General features: G+C 46.1%; 15 protein-coding genes and 1 pseudogene. 9 read left to right on the top strand and 7 right to left on the bottom strand.

Going from position 1 to position 18,946, the window contains the following annotated elements; translation table 11 throughout:
• Positions 1-37: 37 nt before the first annotated feature.
• Positions 38-214: a MerR family transcriptional regulator gene (locus L865_RS0110900; protein WP_028773269.1), complete on the top strand. Its 177-nt coding sequence runs from the start codon at positions 38-40 to the stop codon at positions 212-214.
• Positions 215-541: 327 nt separating this feature from the next.
• The gene (locus L865_RS0110890; RefSeq protein WP_028773268.1) at positions 542-2,431 is read left to right on the top strand and encodes a methyl-accepting chemotaxis protein; all 1,890 of its coding nucleotides are present in this window, start codon (positions 542-544) and stop codon (positions 2,429-2,431) included.
• A 51-nt stretch (positions 2,432-2,482) separates the two neighbouring features.
• Here L865_RS0110890 and cydC read toward each other — a convergent pair whose 3' ends face one another.
• The 3 genes from cydC to L865_RS0110875 form a co-directional block, all read right to left on the bottom strand.
• Entirely contained in the window at positions 2,483-4,264 is a 1,782-nt protein-coding gene (gene cydC / locus L865_RS0110885; protein WP_028773267.1) for a heme ABC transporter ATP-binding protein/permease CydC, read from the bottom strand.
• The gene (gene cydD, locus L865_RS0110880; protein ID WP_028773266.1) at positions 4,264-6,048 is read right to left on the bottom strand and encodes a heme ABC transporter permease/ATP-binding protein CydD; all 1,785 of its coding nucleotides are present in this window, start codon (positions 6,046-6,048) and stop codon (positions 4,264-4,266) included. Before cydD ends, cydC begins: the two co-directional genes overlap by 1 nt.
• A gap of 186 nt (positions 6,049-6,234) precedes the next feature.
• A complete protein-coding gene (locus L865_RS0110875) occupies positions 6,235-6,543 on the bottom strand; it encodes a DUF3622 domain-containing protein (protein ID WP_028773265.1) in 309 nt (102 codons plus the stop codon).
• Positions 6,544-7,056: 513 nt separating this feature from the next.
• Between L865_RS0110875 and L865_RS0110870 the strand changes: the two genes are divergently transcribed.
• Positions 7,057-8,430 (top strand): DEAD/DEAH box helicase, encoded by a 1,374-nt coding sequence (locus L865_RS0110870; RefSeq protein WP_028773264.1) that lies wholly within the window; start codon positions 7,057-7,059, stop codon positions 8,428-8,430.
• Between the two features lie 78 nt (positions 8,431-8,508).
• On the opposite strand, the gene L865_RS0110865 is transcribed toward L865_RS0110870, so the two are convergent.
• Positions 8,509-9,315, bottom strand: a complete 807-nt coding sequence (locus tag L865_RS0110865) for a hypothetical protein (RefSeq protein WP_028773263.1) — start codon at positions 9,313-9,315, stop codon at positions 8,509-8,511.
• Positions 9,316-9,610: 295 nt separating this feature from the next.
• Here L865_RS0110865 and L865_RS0110860 point away from each other — a divergent pair, with 295 nt between their 5' ends.
• Positions 9,611-10,030, top strand: coding sequence for a hypothetical protein (locus tag L865_RS0110860; protein WP_037471005.1), 420 nt, complete (start codon positions 9,611-9,613; stop codon positions 10,028-10,030).
• A gap of 11 nt (positions 10,031-10,041) precedes the next feature.
• Positions 10,042-10,458, top strand: a complete 417-nt coding sequence (locus tag L865_RS0110855; protein ID WP_028773261.1) for a GFA family protein — start codon at positions 10,042-10,044, stop codon at positions 10,456-10,458.
• 107 nt (positions 10,459-10,565) lie between these two features.
• On the opposite strand, the gene dbpA is transcribed toward L865_RS0110855, so the two are convergent.
• On the bottom strand, positions 10,566-11,978 hold the full coding sequence (gene dbpA / locus L865_RS0110850; RefSeq protein WP_028773260.1) for an ATP-dependent RNA helicase DbpA: 1,413 nt from the start codon (positions 11,976-11,978) through the stop codon (positions 10,566-10,568).
• Between the two features lie 221 nt (positions 11,979-12,199).
• On the opposite strand from dbpA, the gene L865_RS0110845 reads away from it, so the two are divergent.
• On the top strand, positions 12,200-12,511 hold the full coding sequence (locus L865_RS0110845) for a hypothetical protein (RefSeq protein ID WP_028773259.1): 312 nt from the start codon (positions 12,200-12,202) through the stop codon (positions 12,509-12,511).
• A gap of 60 nt (positions 12,512-12,571) precedes the next feature.
• Here L865_RS0110845 and L865_RS0110840 read toward each other — a convergent pair whose 3' ends face one another.
• Positions 12,572-12,772: a YheV family putative zinc ribbon protein gene (locus L865_RS0110840; protein WP_028773258.1), complete on the bottom strand. Its 201-nt coding sequence runs from the start codon at positions 12,770-12,772 to the stop codon at positions 12,572-12,574.
• Positions 12,773-12,979: 207 nt separating this feature from the next.
• Between L865_RS0110840 and L865_RS0110835 the strand changes: the two genes are divergently transcribed.
• The 3 genes from L865_RS0110835 (at position 12,980) to L865_RS0110825 (ending at position 17,550) form a co-directional block, all read left to right on the top strand.
• Entirely contained in the window at positions 12,980-14,896 is a 1,917-nt protein-coding gene (locus tag L865_RS0110835) for an ABC transporter ATP-binding protein (RefSeq protein WP_028773257.1), read from the top strand.
• Between the two features lie 13 nt (positions 14,897-14,909).
• Positions 14,910-15,365: a DUF2390 domain-containing protein gene (locus L865_RS0110830; protein WP_028773256.1), complete on the top strand. Its 456-nt coding sequence runs from the start codon at positions 14,910-14,912 to the stop codon at positions 15,363-15,365.
• A gap of 961 nt (positions 15,366-16,326) precedes the next feature.
• The gene (locus tag L865_RS0110825; protein WP_028773255.1) at positions 16,327-17,550 is read left to right on the top strand and encodes a hypothetical protein; all 1,224 of its coding nucleotides are present in this window, start codon (positions 16,327-16,329) and stop codon (positions 17,548-17,550) included.
• A 382-nt stretch (positions 17,551-17,932) separates the two neighbouring features.
• Here the strand turns inward: L865_RS0110825 and L865_RS23570 are convergent.
• Positions 17,933-18,911: pseudogene (locus L865_RS23570) on the bottom strand (transposase).
• Between the last annotated feature and the right edge of the window lie 35 nt (positions 18,912-18,946).

Below are 18,946 nucleotides of genomic sequence, written 5' to 3'. Positions count from 1 at the left end.
ACTCATACTGGTAACAAACTTTTTAAAAGGAGATTTTATGGCTGAATCAACACTCAATCTTGAACAGGTCGCCGAGCTACTCGGCAAAAGCCCGGCGACGATTAAACGCTTTGCCCGTGAGAGCTTACTCACTAATATTGGTGATGAAGATGCGCCGCTATTCAATGAAGCCGAAGTGCAGCGTTACTTAGCGTTTCAAAACAAATTAGGCTAGTTCAGCAAGGCGCATAAACCAGTGAGCGCTACACTGGTTATCACCGCCGATTTCATCGATTAGTTTCTTACCCTATTAAATGGCCACAATTGCTAAATAAACGCTAGTAAATCGTAAATAATTGCCCTCGAATAACGCTAACTTGTAAGCAAAAATAGGCCAGCAAGTTACACGGGCTAAAAATGTACAAATCTAGTTCATAAAAACATCAGTTGCTGATGCTTGTGACTGCCGCTTTCGGTATAGTCACGCGCTCGTTCTTGGCTGCTGAACTTAGCGTTAAATTCGGCTTGCTTACACTTCAATTCTGTCTATGACAATTCATCCATGACTCTTACGATTAAACATAAAATCCAAATCTCTATCTTAGCTATCTGTGCTATCACTAGCTTGATCCAAGCGTGGATTTCGATTTCACAGCTGCAACAAGAAACAGAAGCTGCCATTCAAGCCAATGTCACCGAAACCAGCCGCGCCACCAGCTTCTATATTAGTGACTGGCTTAATCAACGCAAAGTTGTGCTGCAAGCCAATGAAACATCAATCGCTCAAGGCCAAGAAACCATTGCAGAGCTAAAGCAGACGCTCAATGCCGCTGGATTTATGTCTATCTTTGTCGGCCGACAAGATGGCAGCCTAACTTATGTTAATCAGCAGGGGCATCAGCAGGTCAATGTCGACCCTCGTAGCCGACCTTGGTATCGCCAGGCACAGCAGCAAGGTGCGATGATCACCACTGAGCCCTATATGGATGTAGAAACCGGCAGCAGCGTCATTACCTTAGCCAAAGCATTCAATCAATCCAGCCAAGGTGTGGTAGGTGCAGATCTGCAAATCGATCAAATTGCCGCGAATGTGGCGCAACTGCAGATAGATAATCAAGGCAGCGCTTTTCTGATTGATGGCAACAACAAGGTTCTCGCTCACGAGAATCGACATCTGTTGAATCAGGCTGCCACTGACTTAGACAGACAGCTTAGCCCACAATACATTAGCCAACAGCGCCAGACCCAACATTTAGACACCGTACTTTGGCGCAACACTGGCAAAGAGATGCTGCTACAGTTTACGCCGATTGAAGGTACCAACTGGACCCTGGGCATAGTACAAGATAAACAACTGGCCTTTGCCTCGGTCAACGAGCAGATTTGGGATATCCTGATTTCAAGCCTAATCATGGTGGTGATTGTCAACTTATTAGCCGGTGTTGCCATCAATCACATGTTCAGACCGCTTGGCGAGTTGACCCATGCCGTAGAAGCATTAGCCAATGGCAAGGGCGATTTAACCCACAGATTTAAGGTCAAGCGCGCTGATGAGATTGGCCAATTGTCACTGCACATGAACCAGTTCTTACAGACCTTGCAAAAAATGGTGCAAGCGATTAACCAAGATACCCTGCACCTTAATGACCGAATCGATCACACTGCAACAACAGCCTGCCAAGCCAACGGTGGCGTTGCTAAGCAGCATGATGAATTGACGCAAATTGCCACTGCAACTAGGCAGATGTCAGCCACCGCAAATGAAGTGGCAGGTCACGCAGAGTCAACCGCGAATGCGGCAAAGCAGTCGGCGCAATATTGCGTTGAAGGTGGACAAGTGATTGGCCAAAGCGCTCACTCAATTGAGCAACTGTCACATCAACTCAATGATACTGCCGAAATTATTATTAATTTAGAAAAGCATACCGCAGAGATCGAACAGATACTGGCGACCATACAATCGGTTGCCGAGCAAACCAACTTACTGGCACTTAATGCTGCAATTGAAGCGGCCCGTGCCGGCGAGCAAGGCCGTGGATTTGCCGTGGTTGCTGATGAAGTTCGCGTGCTAAGTCACCGCACACAAGACTCTACTGAAGAGATCCGCGCCACCATTGCCACCTTGCAGCAAACCAGTCAACAAGCGGTTAGCGCTGTGATGTCGAGTACTGCCACCGCAGACAGCAGTGTCCAGTTGGCGCAGCAAGCCCAGCAAAGCTTAGAGCAGATCACCTTGTCCATCACTGAAATCAACGATATGGCAACCCATATTGCCAGTGCGGCGGAGCAACAACGTGCTGCATCGGGCGACATTAGCCGCAACACTCAAGAGATCAATCAAGTCTCCAACGAGATCGCCCTACAAACCCAAGATGTCAGTGATAACGCCGCGGCGATGCTCGCCACCTCTGCCGACCTTACCCGTCACGTTTCACGCTTTAAAATCAACTAGCACGACAATATTGCAAACAAAAAGGGCGCCAACAAGGCGCCCTTTTTATTGCTAGCCTAACCTGTGATGCAGTCCAGCGTAATAAGTGTTGCTCATCAGCAATTGCTGATGAGCGCCTTGGTCAACAATACGCCCCTGCTCCATTAAGCACACTCTGTCCATCTGTTCTAATGCCGTTAGACGATGGCATATCATCAACACCGTTTTTTGTTTGGCAAATTCAAATATAGTCGCCAAGATTTCGCGCTCGGTGCGCTTATCTAAGCCTTCAGTTGGCTCATCAAGCAACAGAATTGGCGTATCCCTTAACAGTGCTCTAGCCACACCAATTCGGCGCGCTTCACCGCCTGATAGCTGACGGCCGCCCTCACCAATCCAGTTATCCAGCGGCCTGTCACCCTGTGTTAGATTGCCCAGACCCACTTGTGCTAATACCGCTATCAGCTTGGCATCGTTGGCTTCTCTGGCCGCAATACGCTGTTTACGTTTCATGTCATCACGCACACCCGTATCAAATTGCGCGAGGGTAAGATTATCCCTTAGGGTGCCAGCAAAAAGGTAGATCCGCTGACTAATCACAGTGGTTGATGCCCGTAATGCCGCCTCGCTATATTCGCTAATCGGTCGCCCATCAAGACAAATGTCACCGCGCTGAGCCTGCCATTCACGGGCCAGTAATGACAATAGGCTCGATTTACCACAGCCGGTTTGCCCCAATAACGCCACCTTTTCTCCGGCAGCAATTGTCATGGATAAATCGTTTAACACCGCTTTGCCCGCTTGATAGCCAAAATTAATATTGCTCACTTGAATATCACCACGGGTGACTTCATGGGTCGCACTGGCGTTAAACTGCACCTGACTTTGTTTATCAACCACAGCGGTTACCCGCTCGGCCGCTTGTACACAGGCCGATAAGTGCTGAAACGCGGTAGTGATTGGCATTAGCATCTCAATGGTGGCTAAGGTCATGAACACCACCATCGCGAGCATTGGCCCTGGCGGGGTGTGCTGGCCAACACCAAATGAGGCTAAATACAGCATCATCACGACCGCTGCGCCATGGCACAGCACTAATAACGCTTGGCTTAATGCTGTGACCTTATTCATCCGTGACTGGCTACTAAAAATAGCCAGTTCCGCCGCATCTAGCTGAGACCTAAAGCGCGGCAATGCCCCAAACAGCGTCAGCTCTGCATTGCCTTCGATATACTGCAGCAGTTGCACTCGATATTGACGCTTACTTTCCACCATTGCGCGCCCTGGTTGGCGGCCAAGATAGTAAAAAATCACCGGCAACACTAACCAAATCAGCAATAACACACTGCATAACGCCACCGCTAAATCAGCATCTATCCAACCTAAAAATAGGTACAAAGCACCTATCATTAGCAACGATGCTGCCATCGGCGTGAGCAGTCGCAGGTAGAGATGATCTAAGGTATCAATGTCCGCCACTAAGCGGTTAAGCAGGTCGCCATGCCTAAGCCCTTGCATGTCTGCAGGCGTCAAAGGCAGCAAGCGTTTCCAAGTCCAACTACGCAGTTCGGTAAGCAGCTTAAATGTCGCTTCATGGGTTGCTAGGCGTTCTCCATAACGGCTAGCGGTTCGCGCAATAGACAGAAAACGGACCCCACCAGCGGGGGTAAAATAGTTAAATGCTTGCGCGGTCGCGACCGTTAGCCCGGCTACTGCAGTTGCCGATAGAAACCAACCGGACAATGACAATAACCCAATACCCGCCATTAACGTGGTAATACTTAACAGCAAGCCAACAGCCATCATTAGCCACTGACGCTTAAACAATTTTAAAAACGGCAAAAGTACCCGCATTAACTGATCTCCCCGCGCTGTTCACCAAGCAAGGTACGAAACAGGCCGTCTTGCTCACATAGTTGCTGGAAACTGCCCTGCTGCACGAGCTGTCCTGCATCTAATACCCAAATTACGTCGACTTTAGCGAGTTCATCAATTTTATGGGTCACCATAATGCTCCCCGCGGTCGTCATAACCTGCTCTAGCGCACTCATCACCGCTTGTTCGCTTTGGCTATCAAGACTCGCTGTGGGCTCATCCAGTATATAAAACTGCGCTTGCTGACCTAAGGCTCTCGCTAAACATAAGCGCTGCGCTTGACCAACAGAGACCCCCGCACTTTGTTCACCAATCTGACTGTTTATGCCGTCAGGTAGGCTATTAACGAACTGAGCAACCTGCGCTTGTGCCAATAGCGCTTCAATACGCTCCGCTGGCATATCTGGATCGCCTAAGCTGACATTGTCAGCGATGGAGCCATGAAACAATTGCGGGTTTTGCCCGAGCCAAGCGACGCGCTGCCGCCAATTGGCCATATGACGTTGATTCAACTCAACACCATTAATTTGCAAGCTACCGCTATAGGGTAAGAACCCAAGCAATGCGTTTAGTAAACTTGATTTACCGGCACCGCTGGGCCCCACCAGCGCAACATGCTCGCCGGCATTAAGGGTAAAATCCACCGGGCCAAGCAGCACAGTGCCATCCATGCTCATTACCTGTAATTGCTTGGCGCTAATGGTGATGGGCTCCGCCGCAGTTAACAATGGCGCTTGGGATTGTGATGCTTGCTCGCTTGATTGCGGAGTTTGATATTCGAGTAAGTTTTTCAGCGCCTCGGCCGCACCAATGGCCTGTGCTTTAGCATGATAATGAGTACCCATATCCCTTAATGGTTGATAAAACTCAGGTGCAAGAATCAATACAAACAGGCCGGTAAATAGTGTCAACCCCACCCCATAGTGACCGAAATTGAGGTGGTCGAGATAGCTAAAACCAAAGTAAACGGCTAAAACGGCAATCGACACTGCCGCGAAGAACTCCAGTACCGCTGAACTTAAAAAAGCCATCCGTAACACTGACATAGTGCGACTACGAAACTCTTCTGAGGCTGACTCAATCGCGCTCACTTCTGCTTGGCCGCGATTAAATAGCTTGATGGTACTGAGCCCTTTTAAGCGATCCATAAAGTGACCACTGAGCTGCGCTAGCGCGCTGAAGTTTTTACGATTGGCATCGGCAGCGCCCATACCCACTAAAATCATAAACATGGGAATTAACGGTGCTGTCGCCAACAATACCAGGCCCGCGGCCCAGTTAATCGGAAAAACCACCGCAAGTATGGTGATGGGGACAAATCCGGCAATTAGCATTTGTGGCAGGTACTTGCCATAAAAGTCGTGCAGATCTTCAACTTGCTCCAATACAATACTGGCCCAGCTACCTGCTGGCTTACCTTTGATATAAGCGGGGCCTAGTTCGCTAAGCTTATCGAGCACGGCACGGCGCACATCTTGACGCAAACGCTGACCTGCAACAAAGCTCACTCGCTCTCGACAATAGGCAAGTAAGGCTCTGACAACAATCAGTGCTAATAAAGCGTAGAAATGGTCGGTAAAGTCGCTGACTACTTGGTTTTCAATCACTAAGCCGTGCAGCATCGTGGCCAAAAGGTAAGCTTGTGCCACAAGAGAGAAGCCCGTTAACACACCCAACATCACCGTGAGATTAAGGTAGACACCACAGGCACCTTTACGCTGTTTAAGCCAACGTGTCAGGATTTTTTCCAACGACTTATCCATGAAGCTCCAAAGCTGATATAGCAATCGCTGAAGTATCGCAGGCCTAGCAGTGAGAATAAACTGCAGCTGATGTAAATGTTAGGAGACTCACAAAAATTGAGCTAGATCAATTTTCATAGGGGCGCGGCAACAAAAAAGGCCACATATATGGTGGCCTTTAATCATATTACGCTAACAATCTAGTCACTATTCGTCGAAGTCATCGCCGGCAACATCGCGAGCGTCACGCCATGCTTGTGCTTCACGTTCTTTTTTAACGATAGCTTCGGTGCGCTCGCCACGAGCTTTCGCTTTGCGATCATTGCGCTCAACCAAGCCTTCAAGAAAGCTCTGCAGCGTTTGCTCAGCCCAAGCTTGTGCTTCTGCTTCGCTAGCAAAACCCGCTTGCTGTTTTGATACCACGGTTTTACGCGCTGTCATGCGGCGAGTAATTTGTCCGGTCCAGCTGCCTTCAACTTCTAGCACGCGTAGATCGTATTTTTTGCTTTTTAACATGGGGTGATCCTATCAGGTAAACGACATAGATCATTCAAAAGCGCGTTTGAGAACGGAGTTGATATCGATGTCTTGCTCAACACAGAAAATAGTCACTATTTTCTAAAGAGCGCGTATTGTAGTCAGCTATTTGAAAAACTCAATCATTGAAAGCCCAAAAGCGTAAAATTGTGCAAAAAAAAATCAGCCTGACTATCTAGATTGAGCCATTCAACTCCACATGCAGCCGTCAAGCCAGAGCAGATCAATGTATGCCAGCCCCCAATACAGTTGAAACTTGACTATAGTGTTTGATAGGCATAATCAAGGCTAGCCCATCATAAACTGGCTGAAAAACCTGAGTACTCAGTAACAATGATTAGCTTTACCGCCTGTTGGCGACATATTAGCGCCACTGACTTAACAGATTGCTATTATTAAATAGCGCTTTTAAGGCAGATACTGTAAGCTTCACGCCCCCCAGCCACGCTGGCTGGCTCCATCAGACGCCCTTTGGGGTGAAGAGACCTATCTATGAGTTTTGACTCTCTGGGCTTATCTGCCCCGATTTTAAGCGCCGTTGCCAACAAGGGCTACCACACCCCATCGCCAATTCAAGCACAAGCGATACCCGCAGTGCTAGCAGGCAAAGATGTCATGGCCGCCGCTCAAACCGGAACAGGTAAAACAGCGGGCTTTACTTTGCCTTTGCTGGAAAACTTGATGCAAGGCACTAAAGCGCCGCGTAAGCAGGTTCGTGCATTAGTATTAACCCCAACCAGAGAGCTGGCTGCACAAGTGGCTGAGAGTGTCACCACTTATGGCAGCGCATTACCGTTAAAGTCTGCCGTGGTGTTTGGTGGTGTGGGTATCGTGCCGCAAATTCAGCAATTGGCGCGTGGCGTCGATATTTTGGTTGCCACGCCAGGGCGTTTACTGGACTTATATCAACAAGGCGCAGTGAGCTTTAAACAACTGGAAGTCTTGGTATTAGATGAAGCCGATCGCATGCTAGATATGGGCTTTATCCATGACATCAAAAAAATCTTGGCGCTATTGCCCGCAAAGCGACAAAACTTGATGTTTTCAGCCACCTTCTCCGATGACATTCGCGCATTAGCCAAAGGCCTGGTTAATAACCCAGTTGAGATTTCGGTCACGCCGCGTAATACCACAGCCAACACAGTTAAACAGTGGATCTGCCCCGTTGATAAAACCCGCAAATCAGCGGTATTGGTTCAGCTGATCAACGACAATAATTGGCAACAAGTTTTGGTGTTTAGTCGCACTAAACATGGTGCTAACCGCTTAGCTAAGAGCTTAGATGCCAAAGGGATCACTGCCGCCGCCATTCACGGTAACAAGAGTCAAGGTGCTCGAACCAAAGCCTTGGCCAACTTTAAAACCGGTGAAGTGCGTGTGTTAGTGGCAACCGACATTGCCGCTCGCGGGCTTGATATTGACCAACTACCGCAAGTGGTCAACTTCGATCTGCCAAATGTCCCTGAAGATTATGTTCACCGTATTGGCCGCACTGGCCGTGCTGGTGCCAGCGGACAAGCTGTTTCACTGGTAAGTCATGAAGAAAACAAGCTACTGCGTGATATTGAACGCTTGATCAAACAAAACTTGCCAAGAGAAGTGATTGCCGGTTTTGAGCCGACCCATGCATTAGCAGATACCGATCTCAGCCCAGCAAAACACGCTAAGCCACGCAATAACAAGCAACGCAGTGGCAACCATAATGGCCGTGCCAATAAGCCTAGACGTCAATCTAGCGAGCAGCGCAGCGGTAAACCAGGTGAGAATAAGCCTAACCGCAGCAAAGATGCCTCGGGTAACAACTCAAAGCCGAGTAATCAATCAAGGCGCAGAAAGCCCGCCAATCGTAAACCTGCAGCTCTTTAGCAATCCAACAGTCAATCAGTATAAGCCGAGCAGTTCGGCTTATATCCTGATGCCCGGTCAATAAATAACATGCCAGCTCTATGGTTCTTGGCTGGTATCACTACGTTCAACCTCTTCGTCCGCTATTTTTGTCGCCGGTGCAGTCGGGCTATTGATTCTCCACACAGCGCTCGTTCCATTTAAAGGTCCATCGACATAGTTAGCTCTCACTAACGAGCCCATACTTGCACCATTATTTGTGGCTAAATATGACACAGATATGCTGTTCCAAACTCCGTTTATATCCCCTTGACATCGACTGTCACAAACAAATTCAACGGTTATCCTTTCTATCTCTTCATTGTCTGCATTATTTTCATCAAGTCGATTTAAAAAGTCCTCCCCGCCATTATCCAGCAACTTTTTTCTTAGCTGGTTTGTCATTATTTTTTCAGAGTTAAACGTTCTTCCTAAATAAGAGTAGTCATAACGCATAAAGGCTGATAAATATCTTGCATCCACGCCAATTTCATTGGCTAAAATGGCATGACGGTGATTCATAATTTCCCTAAATGCTTGCTGGAGTTCAGCAGGCGGTGTCAACTCCGTTTCATAAAAGGAGGCCATCTCCAAAAACTCAGGGATATCTTTGAAACTAGACAGTTGAGTTTCTTTGGCACTGTTATGCATGTAATGGTCTATTTTATCTAATGCGTCAAAGTACTCTTCAACAGAAACGCCTATTTTAGCAGCCGTTGCTTCACACAACTCTTGCTGGGCTTGCAAGAGTATCGACATTGTGTTTTCCTCTTGTTCGACTTCATCTCGCTGTTCAGCGAAGCCTAGAGGTAAAAAACACAACAAAGACATTAGCGATACACATAATTTCAAATTCAAGGTATTCATTATTCCATTATTCCATTATTCCATTATTCCATTATTCCTTTACCCCTTTACCTTTTCACTCCCTACTTTTGCATAACTGATCACAGAAATAGCAAGATAAATTATAATATATAAATAAAAACAAAAGTCATTAGCCAACTCAATATTCACAGCACATAAAAATAGTAATTACTAACTATTTTTTGTTTAAAAACATAGCCAAAACCCAAAAAAATATCCCGCCCCTAAACTTTACACAATAAAATCTGAGTGTTAGCCTAGGGTCATAAACATTAAAAATATTTCATGGAAGAATATGAAATCTCTATCAAATCATGCTTTAGTTGTATTATTAATTGGCTACTTATCTATTCACTGTCAAGCCTCCGCTAATGAAGAAATTATCAATGTAGAAAGAAGTGTTTCCGGCAACTTTAATTCATCCTTTCCTAACCCAGATAATATTCAACCTGACATTAGTGACTTTAAGGTCATCAATACCGTGCTAATGAGTAATGAACAAGGAGAGCGCTGGGCAGTTGTGACATTACAGAACACAGCCCGCGGCCAAAGAACACTCAATCAAAATCAATTGATGGCTTTAATATCAAGCGGGGAACGTATAGTCCCTGAACGATTCAAAGAGCTGTTCTCATCAAATGAAACACTCTCAATCACATTGCATTTTGGCCAGCAAAAATTCCCGATATTAGAGATCTTTTCCAGAACCATGTAAGCCAATTTTCTATGACAACCAATAATATAATACTTACCGGCGGCTGCCTGTGCGGCGCGCTACGCTATCAAACCACAGCACAGCCCTTTGACAGTGACCACTGCCATTGCACTGTATGTCAAAAGAGCACTGGCGCAGCGGTGGGAAGTTGGATGGATTTTAAACGAGCACAGGTAACCTGGATACAAGGTCAAGTAACCGAATATGCCTCATCAGACACCATAAGACGTGGCTTCTGCCACCTTTGCGGGAGCACGTTAAGTTATCGAAGTACTGACTACCCCGACTACTACACCTTATCTATCACCTCACTTGACGATGCCAACCAAGTGAAACCCAAATACCATATTCATACAGCAAGCGCGGTTAGCTGGCTAGTAATCGATGATGAGTTGCCACGCTATGCTAATGCTCGCAGCAGCGATTAATACCATGCCCCTCACCGTAAGGTAAACCATGCTGGCGGCACAAATAAAAATGGGCTGAGTCAAATGACTCAGCCCATTGCAATATAGGGTCAATAACTTTGCTAAAGCTATTTAAGCTCCCAAGCGCGGTAGTTGCGCCCCTTGAGCTTACCTTTCGTGATTTTATTAAGTGCGCGTCTTACAACCTGACGTTTAACCGCCACATAAGAGCGAAAATCAGTAATTTTGATTTTGCCGACTTCACTGCCTTCAATGCCGTTATCGCCAGTTAAGCAACCAAGAATATCCCCAGGGCGGACTTTATTTTTCTTACCACCATCAATTTGAATCGTGACCATGGCAGGTTGGGCTGGCATCTTGTCTAATAGCGATTCGCTAGGTAATCCCTCAGCAACAATATCGCGTCCTAAAAGGTCTTCAATTAGGCCAATTTTGTAACCATCTTCATGATTAAAAAAGGTAAATGCCGCCCCTTTGCTGCCTGCACGTCCCGTTCTTCCAACACGGTGAATATGCACTTCGGTGTCATACGCAACGTGATAATTGACCACCATATCCAAAGCATCAATATCGAGCCCGCGCGCCGCCACATCGGTGGCCACCATCACACTGGCACTTTTATTGGCAAACTTAAGCAGCATTAGGTCACGATCGCGCTGTTCTAAATCACCATGCAGGGCCACCACACTGAACCCAGCGTTACTGAGCTTAGCGGCAACATCTTTGGTTTCGCGCTTGGTATTACAAAACACCACCGCACTTTCTGGATTGCGGTCTAGCAACAGCAGCTGCAATGCGCGCATGCGATCATTGTTATTGCCGCACTCATAAAAATGTTGCTCGATACTACTGCTATCATGGGTTGCCGTTACCTTAACCATGACAGGATTCACCAAGAACTGTTCGCTAATGGTTTTGATTTGATCTGGGAATGTGGCGCTAAATAGCAAAGTTTGGCGCTCGCGAGGCACCGCCAACATAATCGCGTCTAACTCGCGCTGAAAGCCCATCTCTAACATGCGGTCGGCTTCATCTAAAATCAGCGTGTCGACATTTTCTAGATCTAAACGGCCACGATCCAAATGATCAATGATACGCCCAGGGGTGCCAACAATAATGTGCGCGCCGTGCTCCAACGAGCCAATTTGCGGCCCCATAGGCACACCGCCACACAAGGTCAATATTTTAATATTGTGAATACCGCGCGCTAAGGTACGCAGCTCTTTGGCGACTTGATCAGCCAGTTCACGGGTTGGACACAACACCATAGTTTGAATGCGAAACCGTTTCACATTGAGCTTATTGAGCAAGCCCAAACCAAAAGCCGCAGTTTTACCCGAGCCGGTTTTACCTTGACCAATAACATCTTCACCATTGAGGATGGCAGGTAAACTCTGCGCCTGAATCGGCGTCATCTGCGCATAGCCCATAGTCGCTAAATTATCTGTTAACTCTCGCTTTAGCGGTAAACTCGTGAAGTCTAAATTGACTTGCTGGTCGTTGGTGGGAGTCTGGCTCACGGTGTGTTCCTAATCAGGCCTATCTGTGGCTCAGTTAAAGCAAATAGAAGGCAAAGGCAAAAAATGAAGCGGCAAAGTAATCACTTTACCCGTTGATGGCGCGATTATAGCAATCTTTGCACTAAAGTGCTTTGACTTGTTAGTGCATCGGCTAACACTCGGGTATTATGCTGCAAAGCACCTGTGTAGTAGCTAACCTTTACGCTAAATTGAGCCCAGATATGACCAAAGCTAATATTACCCGCACCCAGCTAATCGAACAGATCAACCGCTGGGGCGAAAACCACATCAATGCCGAGCAACTTCAAGACTGGATGGTGACCCATTACGATCCTGATGAAGTGGATGTCGGCCGCGGCGAGCCTGAATGGGTGGTAGAGGCGATGAACATTGTGATGAATGAATATGAAATTGCCAAAATAGATAAGTTTCGCCAAGAAAACTATCAACTTGCTATCAATTTCATTCAAGCTGATGAATCACAATTCAACCAAACCCGTCACCTGTTCTTACAGCAGGGCTTTCGAGATTAGCTAAACCGCCTAGCCACTTTATCGATGAGTAATGGCTAACTTGGCGCTGGGGCGCAGTATTTAAGGCTTAAATACGCCGATGAGATCGCCACTGGCTTGAGAGGTCGCCTGCTCGTCGCCCTGTTGTTCACGGTAGTCACACTCGACGCATTCTACCGTTTCTATGCCGTGCTCTTTAAACAGCACGATGGTTTCTTTAGCTTGGCACTTTGGACACTTAGCCCCGGCAACAAAACGTTTTTTGATTTTTTTAGCCGTCACAGCAATACAACCTCGAGGTTCGCCTCGTTCTTAGGCGGGAAAATAAACCCAATAAGTTTACCATGGCTCGCCGTCGCAATGGCAATATTTATTGGAGGCAGTGGGTGATCTCTATTGAGATTTGTCGGCTTATTAGTAGCACCAGAGCGATGAACTAGGCTATCATTCACCTCCACTCGCTATCAGTTAAGTATTCAAGTCGTAGTCATGATCACCATTACACAAGCTCAACTCATCCGTGGTTCAAAAACGCTCCTCGATGATACATCGCTCACCATTTACCCTGGCCACAAAGTCGGCCTTGTGGGTGCCAATGGCACGGGCAAATCGTCGTTGCTGGCATTAATCCTGGATAAACTGAGTTTAGATAAAGGTGAAATCAGTGTTCCCAGTGGCTGGCAAGTCGCCACGGTAGCCCAGGAAACCCCTGCGCTTGACGTCTCTGCCTTAGAGTATGTCATTGATGGCGATGAAGAATACAGGCAGTTAGAGGCCAAGCTTCATCAAGCTCAAGCGGATGATGATGGCAATGCCATCGCGAGGTTACACGGCCTAATAGATGCCATTGGTGGCTATGCCATTCACTCTAGGGCTGCCAGTCTATTGGCCGGCCTAGGATTTAGCGAAGCCGAGCAACACAATCCCGTTAGAAGCTTCTCCGGTGGTTGGCGCATGCGCCTCAACTTGGCCCAAGCACTGTTGTGCCGCTCAGATCTATTGCTACTTGATGAGCCCACCAACCACTTAGATTTAGATACCATGTACTGGCTTGAAGGTTGGATTAAGGCCTACCAAGGCACATTAGTGCTCATCAGTCATGACCGTGACTTCATTGACGGCATTATTGATGAAATTGTCCATGTTGAGCACCACAAACTTAATTATTACAAAGGCAACTACAGCTCATTTGAGCGGATCCGCGCCGAGCGTATGGCCCAGCAGCAAGTGGCCTTTGAACGTCAACAAAAAGAGCGCGCCCATATGCAGTCTTTTGTTGATCGCTTTCGCTATAAAGCCAGTAAAGCAAAACAAGCCCAAAGCCGCCTCAAAGCCCTAGAGCGTATGACTGAGCTGCTGCCTTCTAAAGCTGACAGCCCATTTCATATGGCATTTCGCGCCCCAGATGCGCTGCCTAATCCGTTAGTGAAAATGGAACAGGTGAGTGTGGGCTATGGTGACAAGGCGATTTTAGACCATGTACATCTGAATTTAGTCCCCGGTGCACGTATTGGCTTACTCGGCCGCAACGGTGCGGGTAAATCCACGTTAATTAAGCTGCTATCTGAAGAACTGCAGCCCATGAGCGGCATTTACGAAACCAACCCTGGGCTAAATATCGGTTATTTTGCCCAGCACCAACTAGAGTTTCTGCATTTAGATGAGACGCCGCTGCAACACCTTGCGCGCTTAGCACCCAAGCACAGAGAACAAGAGTTACGAGATTTCTTAGGTGGCTATGGTTTTAATGGCGACATGGCATTATCACCGGTACGCCCGTTCTCTGGCGGCGAAAAAGCCCGTCTGGTATTGGCACTGCTGGTGTGGCAACGCCCTAACTTATTGCTACTCGATGAACCCACCAACCACTTAGATTTAGAGATGCGTCACGCACTTACCATGGCACTGCAATCTTTTGAAGGTGCGATGATTATTGTCTCGCACGATAGGCATTTGCTACGCCTTAGTTGCAGCGACTACTACCTGGTTGATCAAGGACGTGTGGCTAGCTTTAATGGCGATCTTGATGATTATCATCAATGGTTGCTTGATGCTGCTAAAGCGGCTAATCGGGTTGAGCAAGATGACAGTGCCAAACCCGCGCAAGATAAAAAGGCCTTAAAGCGCCAAGAGGCACAATTACGTCAAAAACTCTCGCCTTTAAAGAAAGTTCAGGCTAAGTTAGAAAAGGCACAGCAACAAGCCAGTGACCGTTTAGCTGAGTTAGAACAGATGCTTGCAGATACTAGCTTGTACGATGCTGACAATAAAGCCCAGCTCACCCAAGTGCTAAATGAGCGAACTAAACTCACTCAAGCACTAGAAGAAAGTGAAATGGAATGGTTAGAAGTACAGGAATCAATTGAAGAAGTTGAGCAAGCTGTTAAGGCGGAGGCGGCTCAATAAAAAGGAACTTTACATGACTTATCTCAACCCATTTAATAGCAGCTTATGGCGTGACTGTGATGAATATTATGCGCAGTTACAGCCTGTTGTCTTGCAGCAGCAAGACGAACATCATGTTAATGTCAATCTGCTGCTATTAGCCATTTGGTTGGATAATCATCGTTACCCTCTCAGCTTCGATAGCTGGCAACGCCTTGATGTCGAAATTGATAGCTGGGAGCAAAAAATGCTCAAGCCCTACCGCAAGCTTCGTAAACTCAGTAAAGCCAACCTCGCCCCCGATGAATATCAACAAATGCTCGATGTTGAATTAATGCTAGAGCGCAAAGCTCAAGCCTTGATTTTACATAAGCTCAAACAGCTGGCCGATGATGGTAGCCAAAGTAACCTTGAAACCTATTTGAGCTTATTTGAGCTGTCTGCAGACACCCAACCACAACTGCTTGCTATGACTCATCAGGCGGCCTAGCCTTCGAATGAAGGCTGATTACATTCTGTATTGGTTCCACTTGCTAGACAATAGTCAGTATTCGTCATTGCTGGACGTTTTCAGGCCGTAACCTAACGCCTGTCCGGCGAGGAATGTGCAGCTACTTCTGCGAGACGCTGTAAATATATCCCTATATGCTCTGCGGTTTCATCCCTGAAACCGAAGCTCGCAGCCGCATCTACACGGGTTAATCTCCACAAGCAAATAGTTGTCTGCGAATATAGCCTTAATTTCTGTTCGTCATGACAGGAATCTAACGCCTCCCAGCGGGGGGATGTGTGATTGTACTTATGACACGCCATAAATACATCCATGTAGGCTTCACGGCGACGTCCTGTCGCCGAGAGTCAACGCACATTCACACTAGGTAAATTCCCTCTTCGATTTACCTTCAATTGTGTGGGCTCTGCGATGACATCTGATGTGAAAGGATTCACAAATGCCGCGATGGCATGGATGCCAAAGAGCGGCCATGTCATCGAAGCTCGCAGCCGCATCTACACCTCGATATTTTATGTCTTCGGTTTAACCTCACTGAATTATCCCTAAGACAAGATATTATTTTTAGAAAAAACAGGCGAATATGTGACATAACATATTGATAGCCACTATCAAGATAGATTAAAGTATCACCACTTAAGGACAGAGCTAGGCCTAATCGAATCAAACATCGACCACGCCATTCAGGGAATGAAAAAGCCAACCTCCACACGCCAATCAACTCCCTTATAACGTTAACTCTGACCCCATTTATTAAGCGTGCATGCGCGTTTCTACCGAAAGTGTATTGAATACAATTTTACAGATTTTTCGTTATTGATTTGTTTTGAATGGATTTTTAGCTGAAATTTGAGTGCACGCTTTCTCAACGAAGCTTGGCAAAACGCGCAAGCCGTATATACAAATGTTAGCAGTTTATAGACCTAATTAGGAATCAATCATGATTGAAAACCAGACCATTCTCGTACAGCTCTTAGTAGCAATTTTAATCAGTTCTGTATCTGGGCTGTTAGGTGTGTATTTACAGAAGCTCTGGGCATCCAGAAAGCCGAAGATAAACATACAGTCTGTTGGTTTTCATGGTGGGACTATCAAAATTGATGATACCACCGCCAGTATGTCTAAAGAATCCTCTTGGGGAGAGAATATCGAAGGCTATGTTAGCTTTGAAAATCTATTGGATTATGAATTAAAGATGGGAGAAACCTCAGCAAGGTTGGAGCAAGCAAGAGAAGAAGCTAGCGATTGGTTAAAAAAACATGCTGAATTTAAAAATGGTTTAACTTTAACTTTTTCCGCCTTAGAGAAATGTCCATATTTATATAACCCAGCTATTCACTCATTCGTTTATGGAAATTTAAGGCGCCGGAAGAGTATCAATCTCCCAACAAAATTTGACTCTGTCGAGAAACTCGACAATATATATTCCATAGCGAGAGAAACTGATGAAGAAATTGTAGTTCATCGCGGTTCGCATGCTACTAGGTTTCCCATAGACAAAGATTTCAGAGATCAAGAAAAACTAGTTAACAAAAATATCGCATATAGTTTTCTTAAAGGAGAAAGCAAAAATATTTTCTATCTTGTTGAGTCTTTTGTAACGAGCATCTCAGAGGATATATTGAAGCTAAAATCCCTACAGGAAGAGCTTCGTAAAACTATTACAAGCTACGCCAGTATTAACTTCACAGTTGCAATATCTAACATTGGAACGGAGCCTCATCTATATATGCCTAGGGCCTATGTCGAATTAGCTTATGGAGATGATAAAAAGCAGGTCTTGGTACATCACCAACTAAGCGAAAAGAATGAAAGCACCGAATTGGCTCAGCTTCTAGCAAAAGAGTCAAAAAATAAAAATATGAATAAACGGGTACAAGTAGACTCATTCTTAGATAAAACAGATCTGTCTCCGCATATTTTGATTGGGGGAAACAGTACAGTCTATGTATCTTTCTTTGCTAGTGAAGCTCTGGGAAATAGCGCGGAGCAAATCATTAATTTTTATAGAATTGGCGGTTTAAAGGCACGTTTGGCTTTATGGAGCAGTACGGCTTCTTTACACACCTCAAACTTAACCGTATTTAGTAAAAATATTAGCGAAGAGAACCAAGAAAAAATGAGAATCGCTACTAACAAGGCATTGCAGCGGACAAGCCGCTGAATGCGGCGTTATGTATCTAATGGAACCTTTCGACTATGGACGTTAATTTTGAGAATGGTAAATTATCAACACTCTATTTCCATGAGCTTTGGTGGCTAGCTAGTTCAATTTCAAAAAAATCACAAAAGCTATTTGATGAAACTAAAGTTCCTGAAGATCAAATACTATAGCCAGCCATTATCAATCAATAACCTAGCGAGATTACAGCAAGGTAATCAAAAGCTAATAAAGTTCATTGCTCTGATTGTAGTCCTGAGTACAAATGCACAGCATGAACTCAGCCAAAAATGACGAAATAGAGCATTAATGGGTGTTTTTAGCGCAAGGGATGTGAACTCTGCTAAATAAGCTGAGGAATTAGGAGAGATATGAACGTTTGAACTTAGCTAGTTGGCATAAACTGGCAACTACTTGAGAAATGTCGCCTTCGCTTGTTCAGATGTTCGCAGTAATGGCTAAACTCTTCTAAGGTCCCCACTGGCCCATGAAAGAGTTGTCCAAATTCAGTGACGATTTTAACCCAATTAGCTGAGGGTATGTTTAACCTGCTCAGTATGTCACAAGCCTTTGAATCAATTGCGCCACGTTTATCGTCTCTAATCACCCTGCCTGTTTCATCTACCAGTACAAGGTAGTCTTGAAGAGAGAAAGCGATACCTTTGGGTTGGTTGGCACGTTCATTACCAATGAAAGGTAAAAGACGTTTAGGTTGCCCTCCTGTGAGCGCTGCTTTTACTCTGAGTTTGATACTCGTGAAGTCCGATTTTTCCGGCGTACTCGCCATTTTGGCGCGTATCGGGTTAAGCTCTACATAGGCCATACAGGCCAACACGGCTGCCTCATCAAGCAATGCTTGTGATTTAAACCGCCCTTCCCAGAAGTGCCCTGTGCAGTTGTCTTCTAGATTAGCTTGTCTTGCAATAGGCTCGTTTAGACACCTCATAAACCAGCTAATATCGCAAAGACGCGAGCGATACGTCGCTATCAGATGTTTAAGCTGAGCAATTGCAAACTCCTCTATCACTTCACCTTTGGTGAATTTCTGTGTTAAGCCTGTTCCTTTAAACAATTTGTGCCATTGTAATACGACATCCCTATCTGACCAGGCATTAACTTGGTCAACATCAATATGAAGGACGACATGAAGGTGGTTGCTCATCACTGCGTAGGCTGCAACATCAATGGCAAACACTTCGGTCAGTTTTAAAGATTTGAGCTTCAACCCAACCACGGCGGTGGTCATAATTTTTGCCAGTGTATTTATCATCACCACATAAGAAGGCGCGTCTTACAACGCGACTACAGCAGTGATAGTAAGCAGTGTCTTCGAGACTAATGAGGGTTCGTCTAGGTCTTGGCATGCAACCTCCTTGTTATATGCGCAAATCAAGCATAG

Source organism: Shewanella waksmanii ATCC BAA-643 (assembly GCF_000518805.1).
GTDB lineage: Bacteria > Pseudomonadota > Gammaproteobacteria > Enterobacterales > Shewanellaceae > Shewanella > Shewanella waksmanii.
Note: the sequence above shows the minus strand (reverse complement) of the source record. Positions and strands in the feature narration are given on the sequence as shown.

Excerpts from the sequence above, each read along its gene's own strand:
- L865_RS0110825 (WP_028773255.1), top strand. The coding sequence starts at position 16,327 with ATGATTGAAAACCAGACCATTCTCGTACAGCTCTTAGTAGCAATTTTA.
- L865_RS0110870 (WP_028773264.1), top strand. The coding sequence starts at position 7,057 with ATGAGTTTTGACTCTCTGGGCTTATCTGCCCCGATTTTAAGCGCCGTT.
- L865_RS0110890 (WP_028773268.1), top strand. The coding sequence starts at position 542 with ATGACTCTTACGATTAAACATAAAATCCAAATCTCTATCTTAGCTATC.
- L865_RS0110845 (WP_028773259.1), top strand. The coding sequence starts at position 12,200 with ATGACCAAAGCTAATATTACCCGCACCCAGCTAATCGAACAGATCAAC.
- cydD (WP_028773266.1), bottom strand. The coding sequence starts at position 6,048 with ATGGATAAGTCGTTGGAAAAAATCCTGACACGTTGGCTTAAACAGCGT.
- L865_RS0110855 (WP_028773261.1), top strand. The coding sequence starts at position 10,042 with ATGACAACCAATAATATAATACTTACCGGCGGCTGCCTGTGCGGCGCG.
- L865_RS0110835 (WP_028773257.1), top strand. The coding sequence starts at position 12,980 with ATGATCACCATTACACAAGCTCAACTCATCCGTGGTTCAAAAACGCTC.
- L865_RS0110900 (WP_028773269.1), top strand. The coding sequence starts at position 38 with ATGGCTGAATCAACACTCAATCTTGAACAGGTCGCCGAGCTACTCGGC.
- L865_RS0110865 (WP_028773263.1), bottom strand. The coding sequence starts at position 9,315 with ATGAATACCTTGAATTTGAAATTATGTGTATCGCTAATGTCTTTGTTG.
- L865_RS0110875 (WP_028773265.1), bottom strand. The coding sequence starts at position 6,543 with ATGTTAAAAAGCAAAAAATACGATCTACGCGTGCTAGAAGTTGAAGGC.
- L865_RS0110860 (WP_037471005.1), top strand. The coding sequence starts at position 9,611 with ATGAAATCTCTATCAAATCATGCTTTAGTTGTATTATTAATTGGCTAC.
- cydC (WP_028773267.1), bottom strand. The coding sequence starts at position 4,264 with ATGCGGGTACTTTTGCCGTTTTTAAAATTGTTTAAGCGTCAGTGGCTA.
- L865_RS0110830 (WP_028773256.1), top strand. The coding sequence starts at position 14,910 with ATGACTTATCTCAACCCATTTAATAGCAGCTTATGGCGTGACTGTGAT.